Origin of the sequence: Stenotrophomonas sp. CFBP8994, assembly GCF_034044835.1 — a bacterium.
In the GTDB taxonomy this organism is placed as follows: Bacteria; Pseudomonadota; Gammaproteobacteria; order Xanthomonadales; family Xanthomonadaceae; genus Stenotrophomonas; species Stenotrophomonas rhizophila_A.
On sequence record NZ_JAXCWT010000006.1, the window covers coordinates 1 to 15,084 of the forward strand.

13 protein-coding genes are annotated in these 15,084 nt (G+C 63.8%); 6 read left to right on the forward strand and 7 right to left on the reverse strand.

Going from position 1 to position 15,084, the window contains the following annotated elements:
- From SOM39_RS16210 to SOM39_RS16220, 3 genes are all read right to left on the reverse strand, one after another.
- The coding region (locus SOM39_RS16210) for a hypothetical protein (protein WP_320458918.1) at positions 1-402 on the reverse strand (402 nt) is incomplete at its 3' end.
- A 13-nt stretch (positions 403-415) separates the two neighbouring features.
- Positions 416-913: a hypothetical protein gene (locus tag SOM39_RS16215; protein WP_320458919.1), complete on the reverse strand. Its 498-nt coding sequence runs from the start codon at positions 911-913 to the stop codon at positions 416-418.
- 299 nt (positions 914-1,212) lie between these two features.
- Positions 1,213-1,533 carry a hypothetical protein gene (locus tag SOM39_RS16220; protein ID WP_095364137.1) on the reverse strand — a complete coding sequence of 107 codons (321 nt, stop codon included), beginning with the start codon at positions 1,531-1,533 and terminating at the stop codon, positions 1,213-1,215.
- 476 nt (positions 1,534-2,009) lie between these two features.
- On the opposite strand from SOM39_RS16220, the gene SOM39_RS16225 reads away from it, so the two are divergent.
- The 3 genes from SOM39_RS16225 to SOM39_RS16235 all read left to right on the forward strand — a co-directional run bounded on the left by SOM39_RS16225 (position 2,010) and on the right by SOM39_RS16235 (position 4,810).
- Positions 2,010-2,834 carry an AraC family transcriptional regulator gene (locus SOM39_RS16225; RefSeq protein WP_320458920.1) on the forward strand — a complete coding sequence of 275 codons (825 nt, stop codon included), beginning with the start codon at positions 2,010-2,012 and terminating at the stop codon, positions 2,832-2,834.
- Positions 2,835-3,103: 269 nt separating this feature from the next.
- Entirely contained in the window at positions 3,104-3,934 is an 831-nt protein-coding gene (locus SOM39_RS16230) for an alpha/beta hydrolase family protein (RefSeq protein WP_320458921.1), read from the forward strand.
- A 192-nt stretch (positions 3,935-4,126) separates the two neighbouring features.
- On the forward strand, positions 4,127-4,810 hold the full coding sequence (locus tag SOM39_RS16235) for a class I SAM-dependent methyltransferase (RefSeq protein ID WP_320458922.1): 684 nt from the start codon (positions 4,127-4,129) through the stop codon (positions 4,808-4,810).
- Between the two features lie 75 nt (positions 4,811-4,885).
- Here SOM39_RS16235 and SOM39_RS16240 read toward each other — a convergent pair whose 3' ends face one another.
- Positions 4,886-5,188 (reverse strand): hypothetical protein, encoded by a 303-nt coding sequence (locus SOM39_RS16240; protein WP_320458923.1) that lies wholly within the window; start codon positions 5,186-5,188, stop codon positions 4,886-4,888.
- 413 nt (positions 5,189-5,601) lie between these two features.
- A complete protein-coding gene (ltaE, locus tag SOM39_RS16245) occupies positions 5,602-6,630 on the reverse strand; it encodes a low-specificity L-threonine aldolase (protein ID WP_320458924.1) in 1,029 nt (342 codons plus the stop codon).
- 183 nt (positions 6,631-6,813) lie between these two features.
- On the opposite strand from ltaE, the gene SOM39_RS16250 reads away from it, so the two are divergent.
- A complete protein-coding gene (locus SOM39_RS16250; protein WP_320458925.1) occupies positions 6,814-7,374 on the forward strand; it encodes a fasciclin domain-containing protein in 561 nt (186 codons plus the stop codon).
- A gap of 372 nt (positions 7,375-7,746) precedes the next feature.
- A complete protein-coding gene (locus SOM39_RS16255; protein ID WP_320458926.1) occupies positions 7,747-8,439 on the forward strand; it encodes a VIT family protein in 693 nt (230 codons plus the stop codon).
- Positions 8,440-8,466: 27 nt separating this feature from the next.
- On the opposite strand, the gene SOM39_RS16260 is transcribed toward SOM39_RS16255, so the two are convergent.
- Positions 8,467-12,738 (reverse strand): putative Ig domain-containing protein, encoded by a 4,272-nt coding sequence (locus SOM39_RS16260; protein WP_320458927.1) that lies wholly within the window; start codon positions 12,736-12,738, stop codon positions 8,467-8,469.
- A 303-nt stretch (positions 12,739-13,041) separates the two neighbouring features.
- Here SOM39_RS16260 and SOM39_RS16265 point away from each other — a divergent pair, with 303 nt between their 5' ends.
- Positions 13,042-13,506, forward strand: a complete 465-nt coding sequence (locus tag SOM39_RS16265; RefSeq protein ID WP_320458928.1) for a LysR substrate-binding domain-containing protein — start codon at positions 13,042-13,044, stop codon at positions 13,504-13,506.
- Between the two features lie 148 nt (positions 13,507-13,654).
- On the opposite strand, the gene SOM39_RS16270 is transcribed toward SOM39_RS16265, so the two are convergent.
- Entirely contained in the window at positions 13,655-15,040 is a 1,386-nt protein-coding gene (locus tag SOM39_RS16270) for an aldehyde dehydrogenase family protein (protein ID WP_320458929.1), read from the reverse strand.
- Positions 15,041-15,084 lie beyond the last annotated feature (44 nt).

The following is a 15,084-nucleotide window of genomic DNA, read 5'->3' on the forward strand; positions in this document are numbered from 1 at the left end:
CGAGGTTGGGCGGCCCATGTCGTACCAAGTGCTGCACCACATGTAAGTGGCTACGACCGACCACGTCGATGAAGCCGGGTCGTAGTCCATGACGAGCGGGACCAGCACCGATCGCCACACCGGCGGCGTGGCCGTCCCGTCTGCCTGCGGGGGCCGCAACGTGATCTCCGTGGGTTTCCAGCCGGTCGCACGCATTGCGATATCGCGCGTGATGCTGCCCTTCGCGATACGCTTCACCACGATCAGCCGGCCGTCGGACAGCCGCACTTCCTCTTTCCACGATTCACTCATGCCATTGCAGCCGACCATCGTTACCACCGGCATGCACAGCAGGATCAGGCGCAAAACGTGGACCCAGCCGGCCAGCAGACACACTGCCGCGAAGATCAGATACTCCTTCATGGCGCTCATCCTGCTAACGGGGACGCTCAGGATTGCTCTTGGTTGCCTTGGATTCGCCGTGCTCGCGAAAGCCTGGCGCCCGGTCAGGCATCTTTACGTCTTCAGCGCCCCGATAGGCCAATGCTACAAATGCCAGGCCCGTGGCTGCAGATACGGCCAACGGTATCATGTAGACACTCGAGTCGGGCCAGTCGCTGAACCATATGTACAGCCCAGGTAGCATCGAGATTGCGAACGCTGTCGCCGGCCCGGCGAGGCGGACTTTCAGGGCCAGCCAGAGTGCAGGAAGTCCATACACCAGGAGCAGCGGCACCATGACTATGTAACCGATTAATGAGAATTTCAAAGAACTGGCGATGAGCGCCAATGTCCGCGAAAGTGAGGCGTACTCGAACAGGTCGATCAGGACGATTGGAAGTGACCCCATGAGATATCCGGCGGGGACACCAACCAATGCTGCGACGAACAGGTTGCGATAAGGGCGATTCGGCGGACGGGATAACAGGTTCATCGGGCTTCCATGCGTCGATTGGGCGGATCCCCGCGGTCGACTATAGCCATCTGTGCCGGGGTCGGCCAGCGGTGGGGTTGTATCCCGATCAACCGCCGGGCTGGTGATCATCCCTTTGGGGCATGACCTTGAACGCAAGCAGCGAGTTTCTATAGTTGATTAATGCAACGTCCCCTATGGGCCGGGTTCGGGCCACTGCAGCCACGTGCCCGGTTCGATTATCTGCAAAGCGACATCCCGCTTGCTTGCGCCCTTGCGGGTCCGGGGCGACGCTGCCGCCACCCCGCCTCGACGCTCACCTATCCAACCGGCCCCAGCTTCCAGCTGCCACCCGTCTTCTCAAACCGCACCATCGCCTTGGACAGCGCTTCAGGCGACGGGTCTTTCGCGAGGACGAACAGCTCGCGCCCAATGCCCAGGTACATCCGCGTCCCAGGCTCAATGCCCAGCCCGCGCATCCACAGCCCCCTCGCCTTCAGGCAAGGAATGGTTGGGCAGCCGGGATAGGTTTCAAGCCCGTCGTGATGAAGTGCGTTGATCATTACGCTCTTCGGCGCGCGCCAGAATCCCCTGAGAAGGGCGCGTTGTTCGGGGGTCAAGTTCGTCCAGTCGTCGTGCATGATGGTTCTCCTCTGTGTTCTCCCTCGCCGGGATGGCGAGGGAGTCGGGAGGTTCAGAACCGTGACAATCGAGACGGTGCGACGTATTTCCGCGAGGGTGTTCTATTTCGCCACCCTCCCGACACAGGTCGTCAAACTTGCTACTGATTGTCGGGTTCTGACACCCAAGACACACCATGCGACAGACGTGAGGGTACTGGAACTCGAGGTCGTCCGGTCGCGGTTTACGGCATCAATGGAACCGCGAAACGGCATGTGCCGGGCAAATCATTTCGTGAGATTCCGTGCGCAGTCACGCATTTACCAAGGGACCAGGTCCCACTTCCGGTAGTACTGGCGCTAGCAAAAATCTTCCCCGAACAACCCACACCACTGTCGCTCCCAACCCACACCGCGCACCAACAGCAAGATCCCGCAAACGCCCTCCCCCGCCCTGCGCTACGCTGCCACCCAGTCACTGGCACGGAGCAGGCGTCATGGGAGCGGCACGTAAGGCGTTGTGGTACATCGAGAGCCACTTCGCCGAGAACCCGTCGCTGGCGCAGATCGCGGAGGCGGTTGAGCTCTCGCCGTTCCACCTCTCACGCCTGTTCCAGGTCAGTACCGGCACCTCGATGGCGCGCTACCTTCGCGCGCGCCGCCTTACCGAGGCGGCTCGCACCTTGGCCGCAGGCAACGTACCCATCCTGGATGTCGCCCTGGCGGCTGGCTATGCCTCGCATGCGGCGTTTACCCACGCCTTCACGGAGCAGTTCAAGCAGGCACCGGAGCAGGTGCGCCGGGAAGGGCTGCACGGACTGGCGCTGGTGGAGGCCATCAAGCTCGACGCCCCACCCCTGCCCTGCGAGGTGGAGCCGGAACGCCGGCGGCTGGGCCAGCTGCGCGTGGCCGGCATCCGCGCCCGTCATACCGCCGCCACCGTGGCGTCCATTCCCTCGCAATGGCAGCAGCTGGCGCTGACCCGGGAGCTGGGCAAGGACATCGCCTTCGGCGTCTGTTGCAACCGCGATGGCGAGGGTGCCTTCGACTACATTGCCGGCATGGAGATCGGTGCGAGCGCCGCCGTGCCGTCGGCCTGGCATGCCGTTTCCATCCCGGCCGGGGACTACCTGGTGGCGTGGCATGCGGGCCACATCTCGACGATCCGCTCCACCTGGTTCTGGCTGCTGAACGACCACCTGCCCGGCTCCGGCCTGACGTTGGCAGACGCACCTGATTTCGAACGCTATGACGCCCGCTTCGACGACCGCACCGGACACGGTGGCGTTGAGATCTGGCTGCCGCTGTCCAACCCGAGTTGACCCAAGGAGATTCTTCCGTGCGAGTACTGCCACACGCCTTCGTCCTGTTGTCTTGTCTGTTCGCGCCAGTGGCATGGTCGGCTCAGCCCTCCCCTGCTGTTGGGGAAACCCATGGCATAGCGCACACGGCCAGCGCAGCGGTGCGAGATGCCGGCCACAGCGACCGCGTGCGCTTTACGGTGTGGTACCCGGCGCAGCCAGGTGCGAAGGAGCAGCCTCTCACGATAGGGCCGCCGGGCGCGCCGCTGTTCGAGGAGGGAGCTTCTGCCGTGGATGCCCCGGTTGCGCCGGGCCGCTGGCCGCTGCTGCTGGTGTCGCATGGCAACGGCGGCAGTGCCCGCATGATGGGCTGGTTCGGTACCGCCATGGCACGTGCGGGGTATGTGGTGGTGGCGGTGGACCATCCCGGCAACAACGGGGTGGACCCGATGACGGACGCGGGCAGCATTCTGATGTGGAATCGGGCGGACGATCTCGCCGCCGCGCTGGCGGCGGTGCAGGCCGATCCTGTGCTGTCTCCGCATGTGGATGCGGACCGGTTGGGCCTGGTGGGGTATTCGGCTGGTGGGTTCACGGCGCTGGTGGCTGCCGGTGCGCGTCCGGACATGGGCAGGCTGGTCGCCTTCTGCAAGGCCTCGCCGAAGGATGGGGTCTGCGTGCCGCAGGCCGAAAACCCGGAGATGACCTTTGAGCGGCGAATGGCGGCGGTCGCTACGCCGGAGCTGGCGCCGTGGGTCGCCAAGTCAGCGCAGGATCGCCGCATTCCCAACGTTCGCGCGGTATTCGTGATGGCGCCGGCGATTGTCCAGGCGTTCGAGCCGGGTGATCTGGGGCGGTTGCAGGTTCCGGTGTCGGTGGTTGTGGGTGAGGCCGATTCGATTGCCTCGCCTGCCACCAACAGCAGGGTCATTGCGGAAGCGAATGGGAAGGTGCGGCTGCAGGCGTTGCCTTCAGTGGGCCACTACGACTTCCTGGCCGATTGCACGGCGTTGGGCCGTGAGCGGGTGGGCCCGCTGTGCGAGGTGGTCGCTGACAAGGGCCCTACGCATCAGGCGGCGATCCGGCAGGCCACGGAGCTGTTTGATTCCGCGCTTCGGTAGGCGCAGAAATGCCAGGGCACCGTTACCTGACACTTCTCGGTTGAGCTCGGGCTTCGTTCGGGGTCATGCGTTGACGGGTGTTGATGGGCTCCGGGCGGTCGTCTGGCGACCGACCCTACCCGGCCGCGCTGCGTGTTCGTTATATGTAACAATTTCGATTACATATCAAGCGACCACCCGGGCTGAGTATCCATGTCGACGTTCAAGGACCCCTCCGCAGTCAGCAGCTATCAGCAAACCGCCCAGGCCAAGGTGCCTGGCATGGCGGCACTCCACCGCATGACCCACATCCTGCTGGCCGAATCCGTTCCGCCCACGGGCGAGGTGCTGGTGCTGGGTGCCGGCGGCGGGTTGGAGCTCGATGCCTTTGCCAAGGCGCAGCCAGGCTGGCGATTCGTCGGTGTAGACCCCTCACTTCCGATGCTCGAGCTTGCACGGGAGACGCTGGGTGCGAACGCCTCGCGCGCATTGCTGGTGGAGGGCCTCATCGAGAATGCGCCGGTGCGGGAGTTCGATGGAGCCGCTTGCCTCCTGACGCTTCACTTTCTTGACCCTGATACGCGGCTGCAGACCCTGCGAGGGCTGTTCCTGCGCCTTCGGCCTGGTGGCGTGCTCGTGGTAGCCCAGCACAGCTATGCACCTGAAGCCCGCATGCGTTGGTTGCGCCGCTCAGCCGCGTTCGCGTCGATAAACGGTGTTCTGGACGAGCGCGACGAAGCGTCGGTTGCGGTCATGGCGGACAAGCTCCCGGCCATTTCCGAAGCGGATGAGGTTGCGCTGATGGAAGCGGCCGGGTTCGCAGACGTGGAGCTGTTCTACGCCGCGCTCAGCTTCCGGGGCTGGGTGGCGCGCCGGCCGTACTCCAAAGCGAGATAGGCGTCCCTTGTATCCAGCTTCGATGGCGCTACGAAGGTAGTTCAAGAGCGTTTGTTAGACCGCGATGCCAGCGTGCTATTTATCATCGAATGCCTGGAAGAATTGGACGCTGCCCCATGTGGCAAGTGCAGTGGCAAGAATAGCTAGCGGGATAGATAGCCAGTACACCATGACCGATTGGCTTTCAGGCACTTGAACGAAGTATGGGAGCGCCCTCATAAGGGTAGCGGCTACCGCAAATACAGTTGAGATTGCCAAAGTAACGAAGAACTGCTTCCTGTGCCTGCGATAGCCACGAACCTGCATGTAAAAAATTACAAATGCACATAGCGCTCCCACGAAAATCTCAATCTGAAAAGCAAAGACTAAAGAGTTCACTGAGCAATCCTTAGCGGTCCAACTACCTGGTAGACGGACCCGTGGGTCCGGGTGCACGACTTATCCACAAAGCACCGTATGGCGGGCTTTTCCCCTGATACAGCTCGATCTTAGGGTGGCTGGGTCCGGCAAACAAGCCAGGTTATACCCGGACCCAGCGGTAGGCTCGGCTGCCGCACCTGTTGCCCGCAAAAGCATCTGCCGCTACTTCGCGACCAAGGACGACGTCGCCGCTGCGGCGCTGAGCGAACGTTACGTGCGCCTACCCTGGTAAGAAGCGGTGGAAGTTCGTGAGCTTCTTTGTACGTCTTCGTTTTCAGGTCATGCGTTACCGGGTGTTGCAGGTTTGAGGGCGGTCGTCTTGCGACCGACCCTACCGGGTCCGTGCCGGTCCGTACCTGCGAGCTGCTGGATCACCCAGCCACTACGCTGCGGATTACCGCGACGGTCCTGTCGATGGCTTCCCGATCGATCTGCCAATGGGTAACTAATCGCATCTTTCCGCCGTAGGCACCGTTGGCTCGTATGCCTGCTGCTTCAAAGGCCTGCATCAGTCGAGGCATATCCACCCCATCGGGCAGCGCGAACCACACCATGTTGATGTGGACGTCTTCCATGTCGACCGCGATGCCCGGCACTTCGGCCAACTGCTGCGCCAGGTACGTTGCATTGTCATGGTCCACATCCAGCCGCCGCGTCATCTCGGTGAGCGCGAGAATGCCCGGGGCTGCGATGACCCCCGCTTGCCGCCACCCTCCTCCCAGCAGCTTGCGGTTGTAACGGGCGCGCTTGATGAAGGCCGCCGGCCCCGCGAGGATCGAGCCGACAGGTGCGGCCAGGCCCTTGGAGAGGCAGCACATCACCGTGTCCACGTGCTGGGTGATGGCTTTGACGTCGCACCCCAGGTAGGTGGCGGCATTGAACACGCGCGCACCGTCGAGGTGGATGGGAACGCCGTGCTTCCTGGCGATGGCTGCCGTGGCCTCCATCGTGGCCAGCGGGATGACGCGACCGTTGCCGTGCGCGTTCTCCAGGCAGATCAGCCCGGTGCGGGGAATGTGGATGTCCTCCCCCACCCGGATACGTGACGCGATCTCGCTGGGCTCCAGCAGGCCCTGCCTGCTGGCGATCGTGCGCAGCTGGACGCCACTGATCACCGCCGCGGCGCCGTTTTCGTGCCAGACCAGGTGGGAGTCATCGCCGGCGATCACTTCATCGCCGCGGCGGCAATGGGTGAATACGGCCAGCTGGTTGCCGAACACCCCCGTTGGCACGAACAGCGCGTCTTCCTTGCCCAGCATGTCGGCGGCGAGGCGCTCGAGCTCGATGACGGTCGGGTCGTCCTGATAGACGTCATCCCCTACTTCGGCGGTGGCCATGGCCTGGCGCATCGCGGGGGTGGGTTGGGTGACGGTGTCGCTGCGCAGGTCAATCCACGGCATTCCGGAACTCGCTGAGGTGGAGGCGTGCGCCCATTCTAGAACGTGGTGAAAGCGCCGTGAGTGCCTGGCTGAACGTGTTTGCTTTCGAGGCGTTCTGCAAAGGCCAGGGACTGCATCCGAACGCCGTCCCGCTGCGTAGGTATAGAGGCACAACGTTGTGCGCCAAGATCAGAGGACCTACCCATGTACAACTCCATTCGGCGTCTCGCTATCGCTTCGTGCATCGCAGCAGTTTTCGCAACCGCCAGTGTGTCGGCTGCCACCAATCCGACCGTGGGCGGCGCGGCCATGTACCCCACCAAGACCATTGTCGAGAATGCGTCGGCTGCAAAGAATCTCTCCACGCTGGTTGCGGCCGTCAAGGCGGCTGGGCTGGTTGATACCTTGTCGGGCACGGGGCCGTTCACTGTCTTCGCACCTACCAACGACGCCTTCGCCAAGCTGCCCAAAGGCACGGTTGATACGCTGCTGAAGCCGGAGAACAAGGCCAAGTTGACCCAGATCCTGACGTATCACGTGGTTCCCGGCACTCACACCGCGGCGCAGCTCACAGCAGCGGCCAAGAAAGGGGGTGACTCCAGCATGCTGACTACTGTTGAAGGCGAGAAGCTTACGGTGAAGCTTGCCGACGGCAAGGTGTGGGTCGTGGATGCCAAGGGCGGCAAGGCGGCTGTGACGACTGCGGACGTGGGGCAGTCCAACGGGGTGGTGCACGTGATTGATGGCGTGTTGATGCCCAAATAAGCGTGCGCGGGTGCTGCCGGCCGTCCGGTTGACGGCCGGCTCGCGTCCCAACCTCCACGAAAGCATTTCAAAACTCTAATGGCTACCTGACCACCGCCTAATTCAGCCTTGATCCAGGCCGGCCTGCATGCCTGCCGTGTCCTGGATCCCCACGTCGATTCGAACGTGGCGCGGAGGGCGGCGGATCAGGCTTGTCCATCGTCCATGAGACAATGGAAGCACACGACGGAACGATCACGCCTGGCACTTCGCAATTTCTTAACGGGCTCAAGGTGACGGTTGAACTGCCCCCCCGGGCCCAGCCGCCAAGCTGGCAGGCATCCTCATCGCGAGCGATTCAACCTCCCGCCACCCCTGAACGGATACGTGATGATGCACAGAGAACTTCACCGAAGCCAGCGCGGCGGATGGCTGCGCGCCGGCGTTCTGGGAGCGAATGACGGGCTTCTTTCGACCAGCAGCCTGATCGTCGCGATGGTCGGGGCCGGGGCGGCAACGCACACCGTTCTCATCACTGGACTGTCGGGACTCCTTGCCGGCGCGCTTTCAATGGCTGCTGGCGAATATGTCTCCGTCAGCTCGCAGGCAGACGCGGAGACCGCAGATACCGAGAAAGAGCGTGGCGAGCTGACCAACCAGCCCGATGCAGAGTTGCTTGAACTGACCACCATCTACGAAAAGCGAGGGCTCAGCCCCGAATCGGCCGCACAGGTGGCGCGCGAGCTCACTGCACATGATCCCCTGTCCGCCCACCTGCGGGATGAGCTTGGGATACATGAGCTCACCAAGGCCAGGCCGCTGCAAGCCGCGGCCGCCTCTGCGGCTTCATTCGTGCTCGGAGCGCTCCCGCCTGTTCTTTTGATCGCACTCCTGAACGACAGCGGTTTGGCTGCTGCGGTTGTGATCATGACACTGCTCATCTTGGGCATCTTGGGCGCACTTGCAGCAAAGCTTGGCGGAGCATCACAGCTGCGCGGGACCGTACGCATGATGATCTGGGGCGCCATTGCAATGGGAAGCACGTATGCGATTGGCATGTGGTTCGAATCGCTGGCCGCAGGCTGATTGATGCGCGTGGTCCCCTCATTCACATCAGAACTCCTTCTCCAGGTTCAGCAGGTAGGCATTCTCGTGCTGGTTGCTCGTGGACGCATCGGAGCGGTATTCCACCCGCGTGCTCCATCCGCTGTTCCAGTTGAACGACGCCCCGACCCCCAGTACGAACCGTGACCGGTCGTAGTTCACCGGGCGGAGATCGTAGAAGGGCCCCGTGGCGGTATCGGCGTAGCGGACCGTGGCCGAGTCATTGCCCTCAAGCTCGCGTTGATACTCGACACGAAGCAGCGGGGTCACCGCGCCCCAGTCGAACTCGCGGCGGAAGTCCAGACGGACGCCGGCGCTGCCGCGCGTGCTGGCGACATTGGTGCGTCCGTAGGTCAATGCCCACAGGTCGCTACCCGCCTCCTGGTAGGGGTCCAGGTTGCCGCGGGCCAGGTCGTAGCGGATGTAGGGGGTGACCTGGGTGGCGCCAGCCAGCAGGTCGGCACCCACGGAAACGGAGCCGAACCACTGCTTGCCGTCGCGGTCGCCCTGGACGAAGTAGCCGGTCTGCGTCAGATGACGGCGGAGGTCGTAGCTGAGCGTCTGGTAGCCCACCAACCCGTCGATGAAGAAGGCCCCTGGGTGGTAGCTGGCGTAGCCGACGACTGAGAACGCTTCAGCCTTCGCACGGGAGCCTGCCTGGCCAACATCACTGGAATCCCGCCCATACCCCAGACCCGCACCGAGACTCAGGTCCTGGGTGATGTCCGCGTCATAGCCTGCACTGACGCCGCTGGTTTCGAACCCGACGCTGGATGTGCTGGCAACGCCTCGATAGCCGCCCGAGCGCAGGCTCCCGCTTATCCAGGCACCGGAGTGGAGCTGCTGCGTGGCGCCCTCCCCGACCGCGCCGGGGGTCGGAGGATGGCGGCCTGCGTCGCCGTCCCAAGGCGCAGCAGCCTGGAGCGCTTCATCTGCACAGGATTGTGCTGTGTTCCCCTGCACGCCTGCCACGCAGCGCTCGCGGGTAGCAAAGCTGAGCTGGTTGTCCAGCCTGCGTCCACGCGGTGCATTTCCGTGCAGACGCTCCAGCCGGGACTGGAAGTTGTCGATCTGCGTGTGGGCAAAGCGGCGGGCCGATTCCAGCTGCGCATTGGCCAGCCCGCGGACGTCTGCATCCAGGGTGGGATCAGGGCGCGCCTGGACCTGGAAGCGCACGCTGGCCTGGGCGGAGGTGGCATAGGCATTGCTGAGGGTGAAGGTCGCCACCGCTTCGCCAGCGAAAGTGTTGCTGGCACGGAAGCGCAGCTCCTGTGTGCCCCCCGGCCCGGACACGATCGTTGCGACGCCGGCAGCTGCAGGTGCCAGCGACACCAGCGTAGCGCCGGTGAACGGGCCGCCTCGTGCGCCCTCGGTCAACTCCACGCGGGTTTCGGCCGCGACAGCAGCGCTGACGGTGCGGGACACGGCAACGGGTGCAGGGTTGACCGTGATGGTCACCTGGGCCGGCGCGGAGACGCCCCCGGGACCGGATGCGGTGTACTGGAAGCTGTCCTGGCCTTCGTAGTCCGACGCCGCGGTGTAAGTGACCACCTGATCGGTCACGGTCACGGTGCCGTGCTGCGGCGGCTGTACAACAGTTACTGCAGTAATCGCGCCGCTGTCATTGGCAGTTACCGCGATGGGCAGCGCGCTTCCAGCAAGTACGGTGGCGGTATCCGCGGCAGCCACCGGCGCTGCATCCCCGACCTGGAGCGTGTAAGCCCGCGTTCCCTGCTGTCCGTTTGCATCGGTGGCAGTAGCGGTGAAGGCGTAGCTGCCACTGCTCGTGGCAGTTCCCGTCAACTGGCCACTGGAGGACAATTGCAGGCCGCTGGGCAGCTGGCCAGTGGCAATGGTGTACGCGTACGGGGCGAGCCCGCCCTCTGCCACGAGCTGCTGGCTGTAAGCCGCGCCCACCGTTCCGTCAGGCAGCGACGCAGTGGTGATGGTGATGGCCGGTGCCGAGACGGTGAGGCTGTAGCTGGCCGACGCGGTGAACGGCGCCCCGGCACCGGTGCTGCCGGTATCGGTGGCCGTGATGGTGAATGCATAGGTGCCTGGTGCGGTCGGCGTACCGCTCAGCTGGTCACCGGTCAGGCTGATACCGGCGGGCAACTGCCCTGCGGCGATGGCGTAGGTATACGGCCCCACGCCCCCGGTGGCGGCCAGGGTTTCGGCGAAGGCAACGCCATAGGTGGCGTTAAACGCACCGGAACCCGGCGTGAGCGACAGGGCCGGCGCTGTTACTGCGATGGTGTAGTTGCCCGTCCCCACCTGTGCATTCGCATCCGTTGCTGCGACGGTCACATTGAATGTACCGGCCTGCACGGGAGTGCCGGACAGACTACCGTTCGCTGCAAGGCCCACGCCCTGCGGCAGTGCACCTCCGGCCACCGTGAACTGATACGGTGCGGTGCCGCCACTGGCGGAGAGCTGCAGCGCGTAGGCCACACCCACTGCGCCCGCCGGAGCAACCGTCGGATCCACGTTGATCGTCGGGCTGCCGATGACCAGGCTGTAGCTGCGATCCGCGGTGTACGGGCCGCCGCTGGACGAGTCAGTGACCCGCGCCGTAAAGGTAAACGTGCCTGCGCTCGTAGGTGTACCTTCGAGTGCTCCAGCACCCGAGAGCGTCATGCCTGGTGGCAGCGCGCCGCTGACCAGGCTGAAGGTGTAGGGCGCTGTCCCGCCACTTGCACTCAACGTCTCGCTGTAAGCAGCCCCTACCGTTCCCGCCGGCACCGCAGCGGGTTGGATATCGATGGCAGGCGCATTGATGGTGAATCCGTAGAGCTGGGCGCCCGACTGACCGTTGCTGTCGATGGCCTGGATACTGAAGCTGTAGCCACCGGCCGCCAGTGGCGTGCCGGAAAGCGTTCCACCGGGCGATAGCGACAGCCCCGGCGGCAGCGTCCCACCGGAAACGCTGAAGGTGTAGCCAGGAACGCCCCCATTCGCGGTGACCGTCTGGCTGTAGGCAACGCCGACCACTGGCGTGGGTAGCGTGCTCGGGCTCACGGTGATCGTGGGCGTGGAAACCGTCAGCACGTAGGCCGCGGACGTGCCGTAGGGTGCTCCTGGACCTGCCAGGCCGGTATCCGTGACATCCACCGCGAAGTTGTAGGTGCCTGGGGCGGTTGGCGTGCCGCTCAGCGCACCACTGCTGTCCAGCGCCAGCCCGGCCGGCAGCGCACCCGAGGAGATGACGTAGCTGTAGGGCCCCACACCACCGTTTGCAGTGAAACTCTGGCTGTAGGGTGCTGCATAGGTTGCTTGAGGCAGCGGTCCTGCGGCGGGCGCAAGGACGATGGTCGGCGCCGTTATCGTGATGCTGTAGGCAGCGCTCCCGGTTTGTCCATTTGTATCGGTCGCAGTCACGGTGAAACTGAAGGTGCCTACGGACGACGGTGCGCCCGTGAGCGCCCCACCCGGCGCCAGCGACAGCCCGGCCGGAAGCGTCCCAGCCGTCACGGTGAAGGTGTACGGCGCCACGCCGCCAGTGGCACTGCCGGTCTGACTGTAGGCCACGCCAGCCGTGCCGTTCGGCAAGGTAGCCGGCGTAACGGCTATCGCCGCCGCGGTGACCTGCAGGGTGTAGCTCTGCACGACGGTGTACGGTGCCCCGGGCCCGGCGCTGTTGACGTCGGTTGCCGTCACATCGAACGCATAGGATCCGGGAGCGCTGGGTGTGCCGGAGAGAACGCCCGCGGGAGACAGGGTCAGGCCGGGGGGAAGCGTCCCCGTGGACGCGTAGCTGAAGCTGCCGGTACCCCCTCCGCCAGTGAATGTTGCGCTGTAAGGCGTTGCGTAGGCCGCTGCCGGCAGCGCCCCTGCGGCAGGAGACAGGGTTAAAGCTGCATCATCATTGAGCAGCGTCACTGTGCCGAAGATGCTGCCTGGAGACGCTCCCGCAATATTGATCAGCTGCATCGCGAACGATTTATCTGATTCGGCAAGTGTATTGCCGAGGATCGTCACCGGAATGGTCAATTGCTGCCCGCCTGCCGGGATCGTTCCTACCGTTGACGGTATTCCGGTGTAATCCGTGCCGGCGACGGCGCCTGCATCCACGGTGAAGTACTCGAATGTGACGTCACTGGGGGCCGGGATATCCAGGACGACCTGGACATTGGCCACGCCCGTCGAATTCCCTTCTTGAACGGTGACATTGGGCACCGTCAGCGCCGGCGTCTGTGCGTACGCGGTGGGCAGCCACAACATGCAGGTCAGAAATAGAAGCGCGACCATCGAACCACGCACATGGCGGACCGGGATTGACATCAGGGGCGTCTCTTGGGGGGTGTCGATATTCAGGCTGCCTTCTGACTTGTGAAAAAGTCGCGATAACTGATTGAACGACTGAACCCCTTCTTGCAATTGTGATGTGCTCCGCAGTTATGTAGCCGATGGCGGTGGACGGCGTAGTGCTGTTTTATCTGGGCCGACGGAACCAGAGGCTGTGTGCCAAACGGGTTTGCGGAAGGCTTGGACCAAGAAGTCCACCAGTCGTCGGACTTTGAGCGGCAGCTGTTTGCCGTTGGATAGACCGCAAAAATGCCCAACTCCGCGGCGCGGAAATCCGGCATGAGCTCGAGCCGTGCGCCTGCCGTGGCCGGAACGCTGCTCAGAGAGGAGCGGCTGGCGCTGGCGATCCCCAGGGACACTCCATTGGCGACCGAGGCGAGCGAAGTGACAGTGTCCGTACTCAGTGGCCGCCCGCTCATTGTCTACCCGAAGGAAGCAAGGCCGGGGTTTGCCGACCAGGTACTGAGCCTGCTGCACGACCATGACGTCGTGGTAAGCGAGGTCATTGAAGCGCGTGATCTTCAAACGGCGCTTGGGCTTGTTGCGGCGGAGAGCGGCGTCTGTGTCATTCCAAGTGCGTCGCGCCAGTCACGGTCCGACCTGCACTACCGCCTGATTGCCGGCGAAAGGGCGACCTCTCCGGTTATTCTGAACCATCGGATCAACGACGGCTCGCGCTACATCCCCGTGGTCAAGGACCTGATACGTGAGATGTTCGCGGAGAGTCCTCCCTGGCTGGACTAGGCGCAGGTGTTGAGGGTTTCAAGGCGGTCGTCTTGCGACCGACTCGACCGATAGGCCCAATGGTCTGCGGAAGGCACGGCGAGAGAGCTTCCCGCCGTGCGTGATACCTCACATCAAGTGCGGGCGGTCTGTGCCGAATCGCCGCAGGTCAGTGGAGCGCAGGGATCTTGATGGACTTCACGTTCACGAATTCCTTGAGTCCTTCCGGGCCGTGCTCTCGGCCGTAGCCCGACGCCTTCACTCCACCGAAGGGCAGCGACGGAGAGGCAACGTCGAACGTGTTGATGAAGACCATCCCGGTATCAAAGTACCTGGTGGCCAGCTCACGGGCGCGCTTGACGTCGCGGCTGAAGATGCCGCCGCCCAGGCCGTAGCGGCTGTCGTTGGCGATGCGCAGCGCATCTTCATCGTCTTTGGCGCGGATGATGGCGGCCGCAGGGCCAAACAGCTCGTCTTCATACGCCACCTGTCCCGGTGACACATCGGCCAGCACGGTCGCGGGATAGAACCAGCCGGTACGGTCGGGGACTTCACCGCCCACCAACAGGCGGGCGCCCTGCGAGACACTCTTTGTCACCTGCTCGTGCAGTTTGTCACGCTGCGCCTCGGAGACCAGTGGGCCCAGCTGGGTATCGGCGGCGTTCGGGTCGCCCATCTTGATCGCTTCAAACTTGCTGGCGTAGGCAGCGACGAAGGCGTCGTAGTTTTTCTGCGTCACGATGAAGCGTTTGGCATTGACGCAGGTCTGCCCGTTGTTGAACAGGCGGCCCTTGACGCAGGTCTCGACGGCCAGATCGAGGTCGGCATCGTCAAGCACAAGATAGGCATCGTTGGAGCCCAGCTCCAGCACCGTCTTCTTGAGCGCCGCGCCGGCCTTCGCAGCCACGGTACGGCCGGCGGTCTCGCTGCCGGTCAACGTCACGGCCCGCACCAGATCGTTCTCCACGATGGCGTTGGACTGGTCATGAGTGATCAACAGCACGCCGAACAACCCCTTGGGCAGTCCGGCACTTTCGTAGATGTCACGAAGCAGCAGTCCGCTGCCGGTGCAGCTCTCCGCATGCTTGAGCAGAACGCCGTTGCCTGCCATCAGGCTGGCGATGGAGTAGCGGATCGCCTGGTAGGCCGGGAAGTTCCAGGGCTGGATGCCGTACACGACGCCGATCGGCGAATGGGTGACGATGCCGGTGGCGCCCTCGACATCGCGCTCCTCGTCGGCCAATGCGGCAGGCCCCTGCTTGGCGGTGTAGTCACAGATGGCCGCACACAGTTCCACCTCCGTGCGGCTGTCTTCGATGAGCTTGCCGACCTCGCGGGTCATCAGCTGGGCGAACTCTTCCTTGCGCTCGCGAAGCGCCTTGGCGATGGCGGCGACCACCTTCGCGCGCTCGTCCAGAGAGCGCAGGCGCCATTCCAGGAAGGCCTTGTGGCTGGATTCGACTACGGCTGCCGCTTCGTCGTCAGACATGTACGAATAGGTGGCAATCACCTCTTCGGTCAATGGATTGATCGTCGTGAGCTGCTTGTTGGTCATGGAGAACCTGCACTTCGTGGGGGAAGAAGGGGACGGAAGAGCGT

Excerpts from the sequence above, each read along its gene's own strand:
- SOM39_RS16270 (WP_320458929.1), bottom strand. The coding sequence starts at position 15,040 with ATGACCAACAAGCAGCTCACGACGATCAATCCATTGACCGAAGAGGTG.
- ltaE (WP_320458924.1), bottom strand. The coding sequence starts at position 6,630 with ATGCCGTGGATTGACCTGCGCAGCGACACCGTCACCCAACCCACCCCC.
- SOM39_RS16225 (WP_320458920.1), top strand. The coding sequence starts at position 2,010 with ATGGGAGCGGCACGTAAGGCGTTGTGGTACATCGAGAGCCACTTCGCC.
- SOM39_RS16255 (WP_320458926.1), top strand. The coding sequence starts at position 7,747 with ATGCACAGAGAACTTCACCGAAGCCAGCGCGGCGGATGGCTGCGCGCC.
- SOM39_RS16260 (WP_320458927.1), bottom strand. The coding sequence starts at position 12,738 with ATGTCAATCCCGGTCCGCCATGTGCGTGGTTCGATGGTCGCGCTTCTA.
- SOM39_RS16265 (WP_320458928.1), top strand. The coding sequence starts at position 13,042 with ATGAGCTCGAGCCGTGCGCCTGCCGTGGCCGGAACGCTGCTCAGAGAG.
- SOM39_RS16235 (WP_320458922.1), top strand. The coding sequence starts at position 4,127 with ATGTCGACGTTCAAGGACCCCTCCGCAGTCAGCAGCTATCAGCAAACC.
- SOM39_RS16250 (WP_320458925.1), top strand. The coding sequence starts at position 6,814 with ATGTACAACTCCATTCGGCGTCTCGCTATCGCTTCGTGCATCGCAGCA.
- SOM39_RS16220 (WP_095364137.1), bottom strand. The coding sequence starts at position 1,533 with ATGCACGACGACTGGACGAACTTGACCCCCGAACAACGCGCCCTTCTC.
- SOM39_RS16215 (WP_320458919.1), bottom strand. The coding sequence starts at position 913 with ATGAACCTGTTATCCCGTCCGCCGAATCGCCCTTATCGCAACCTGTTC.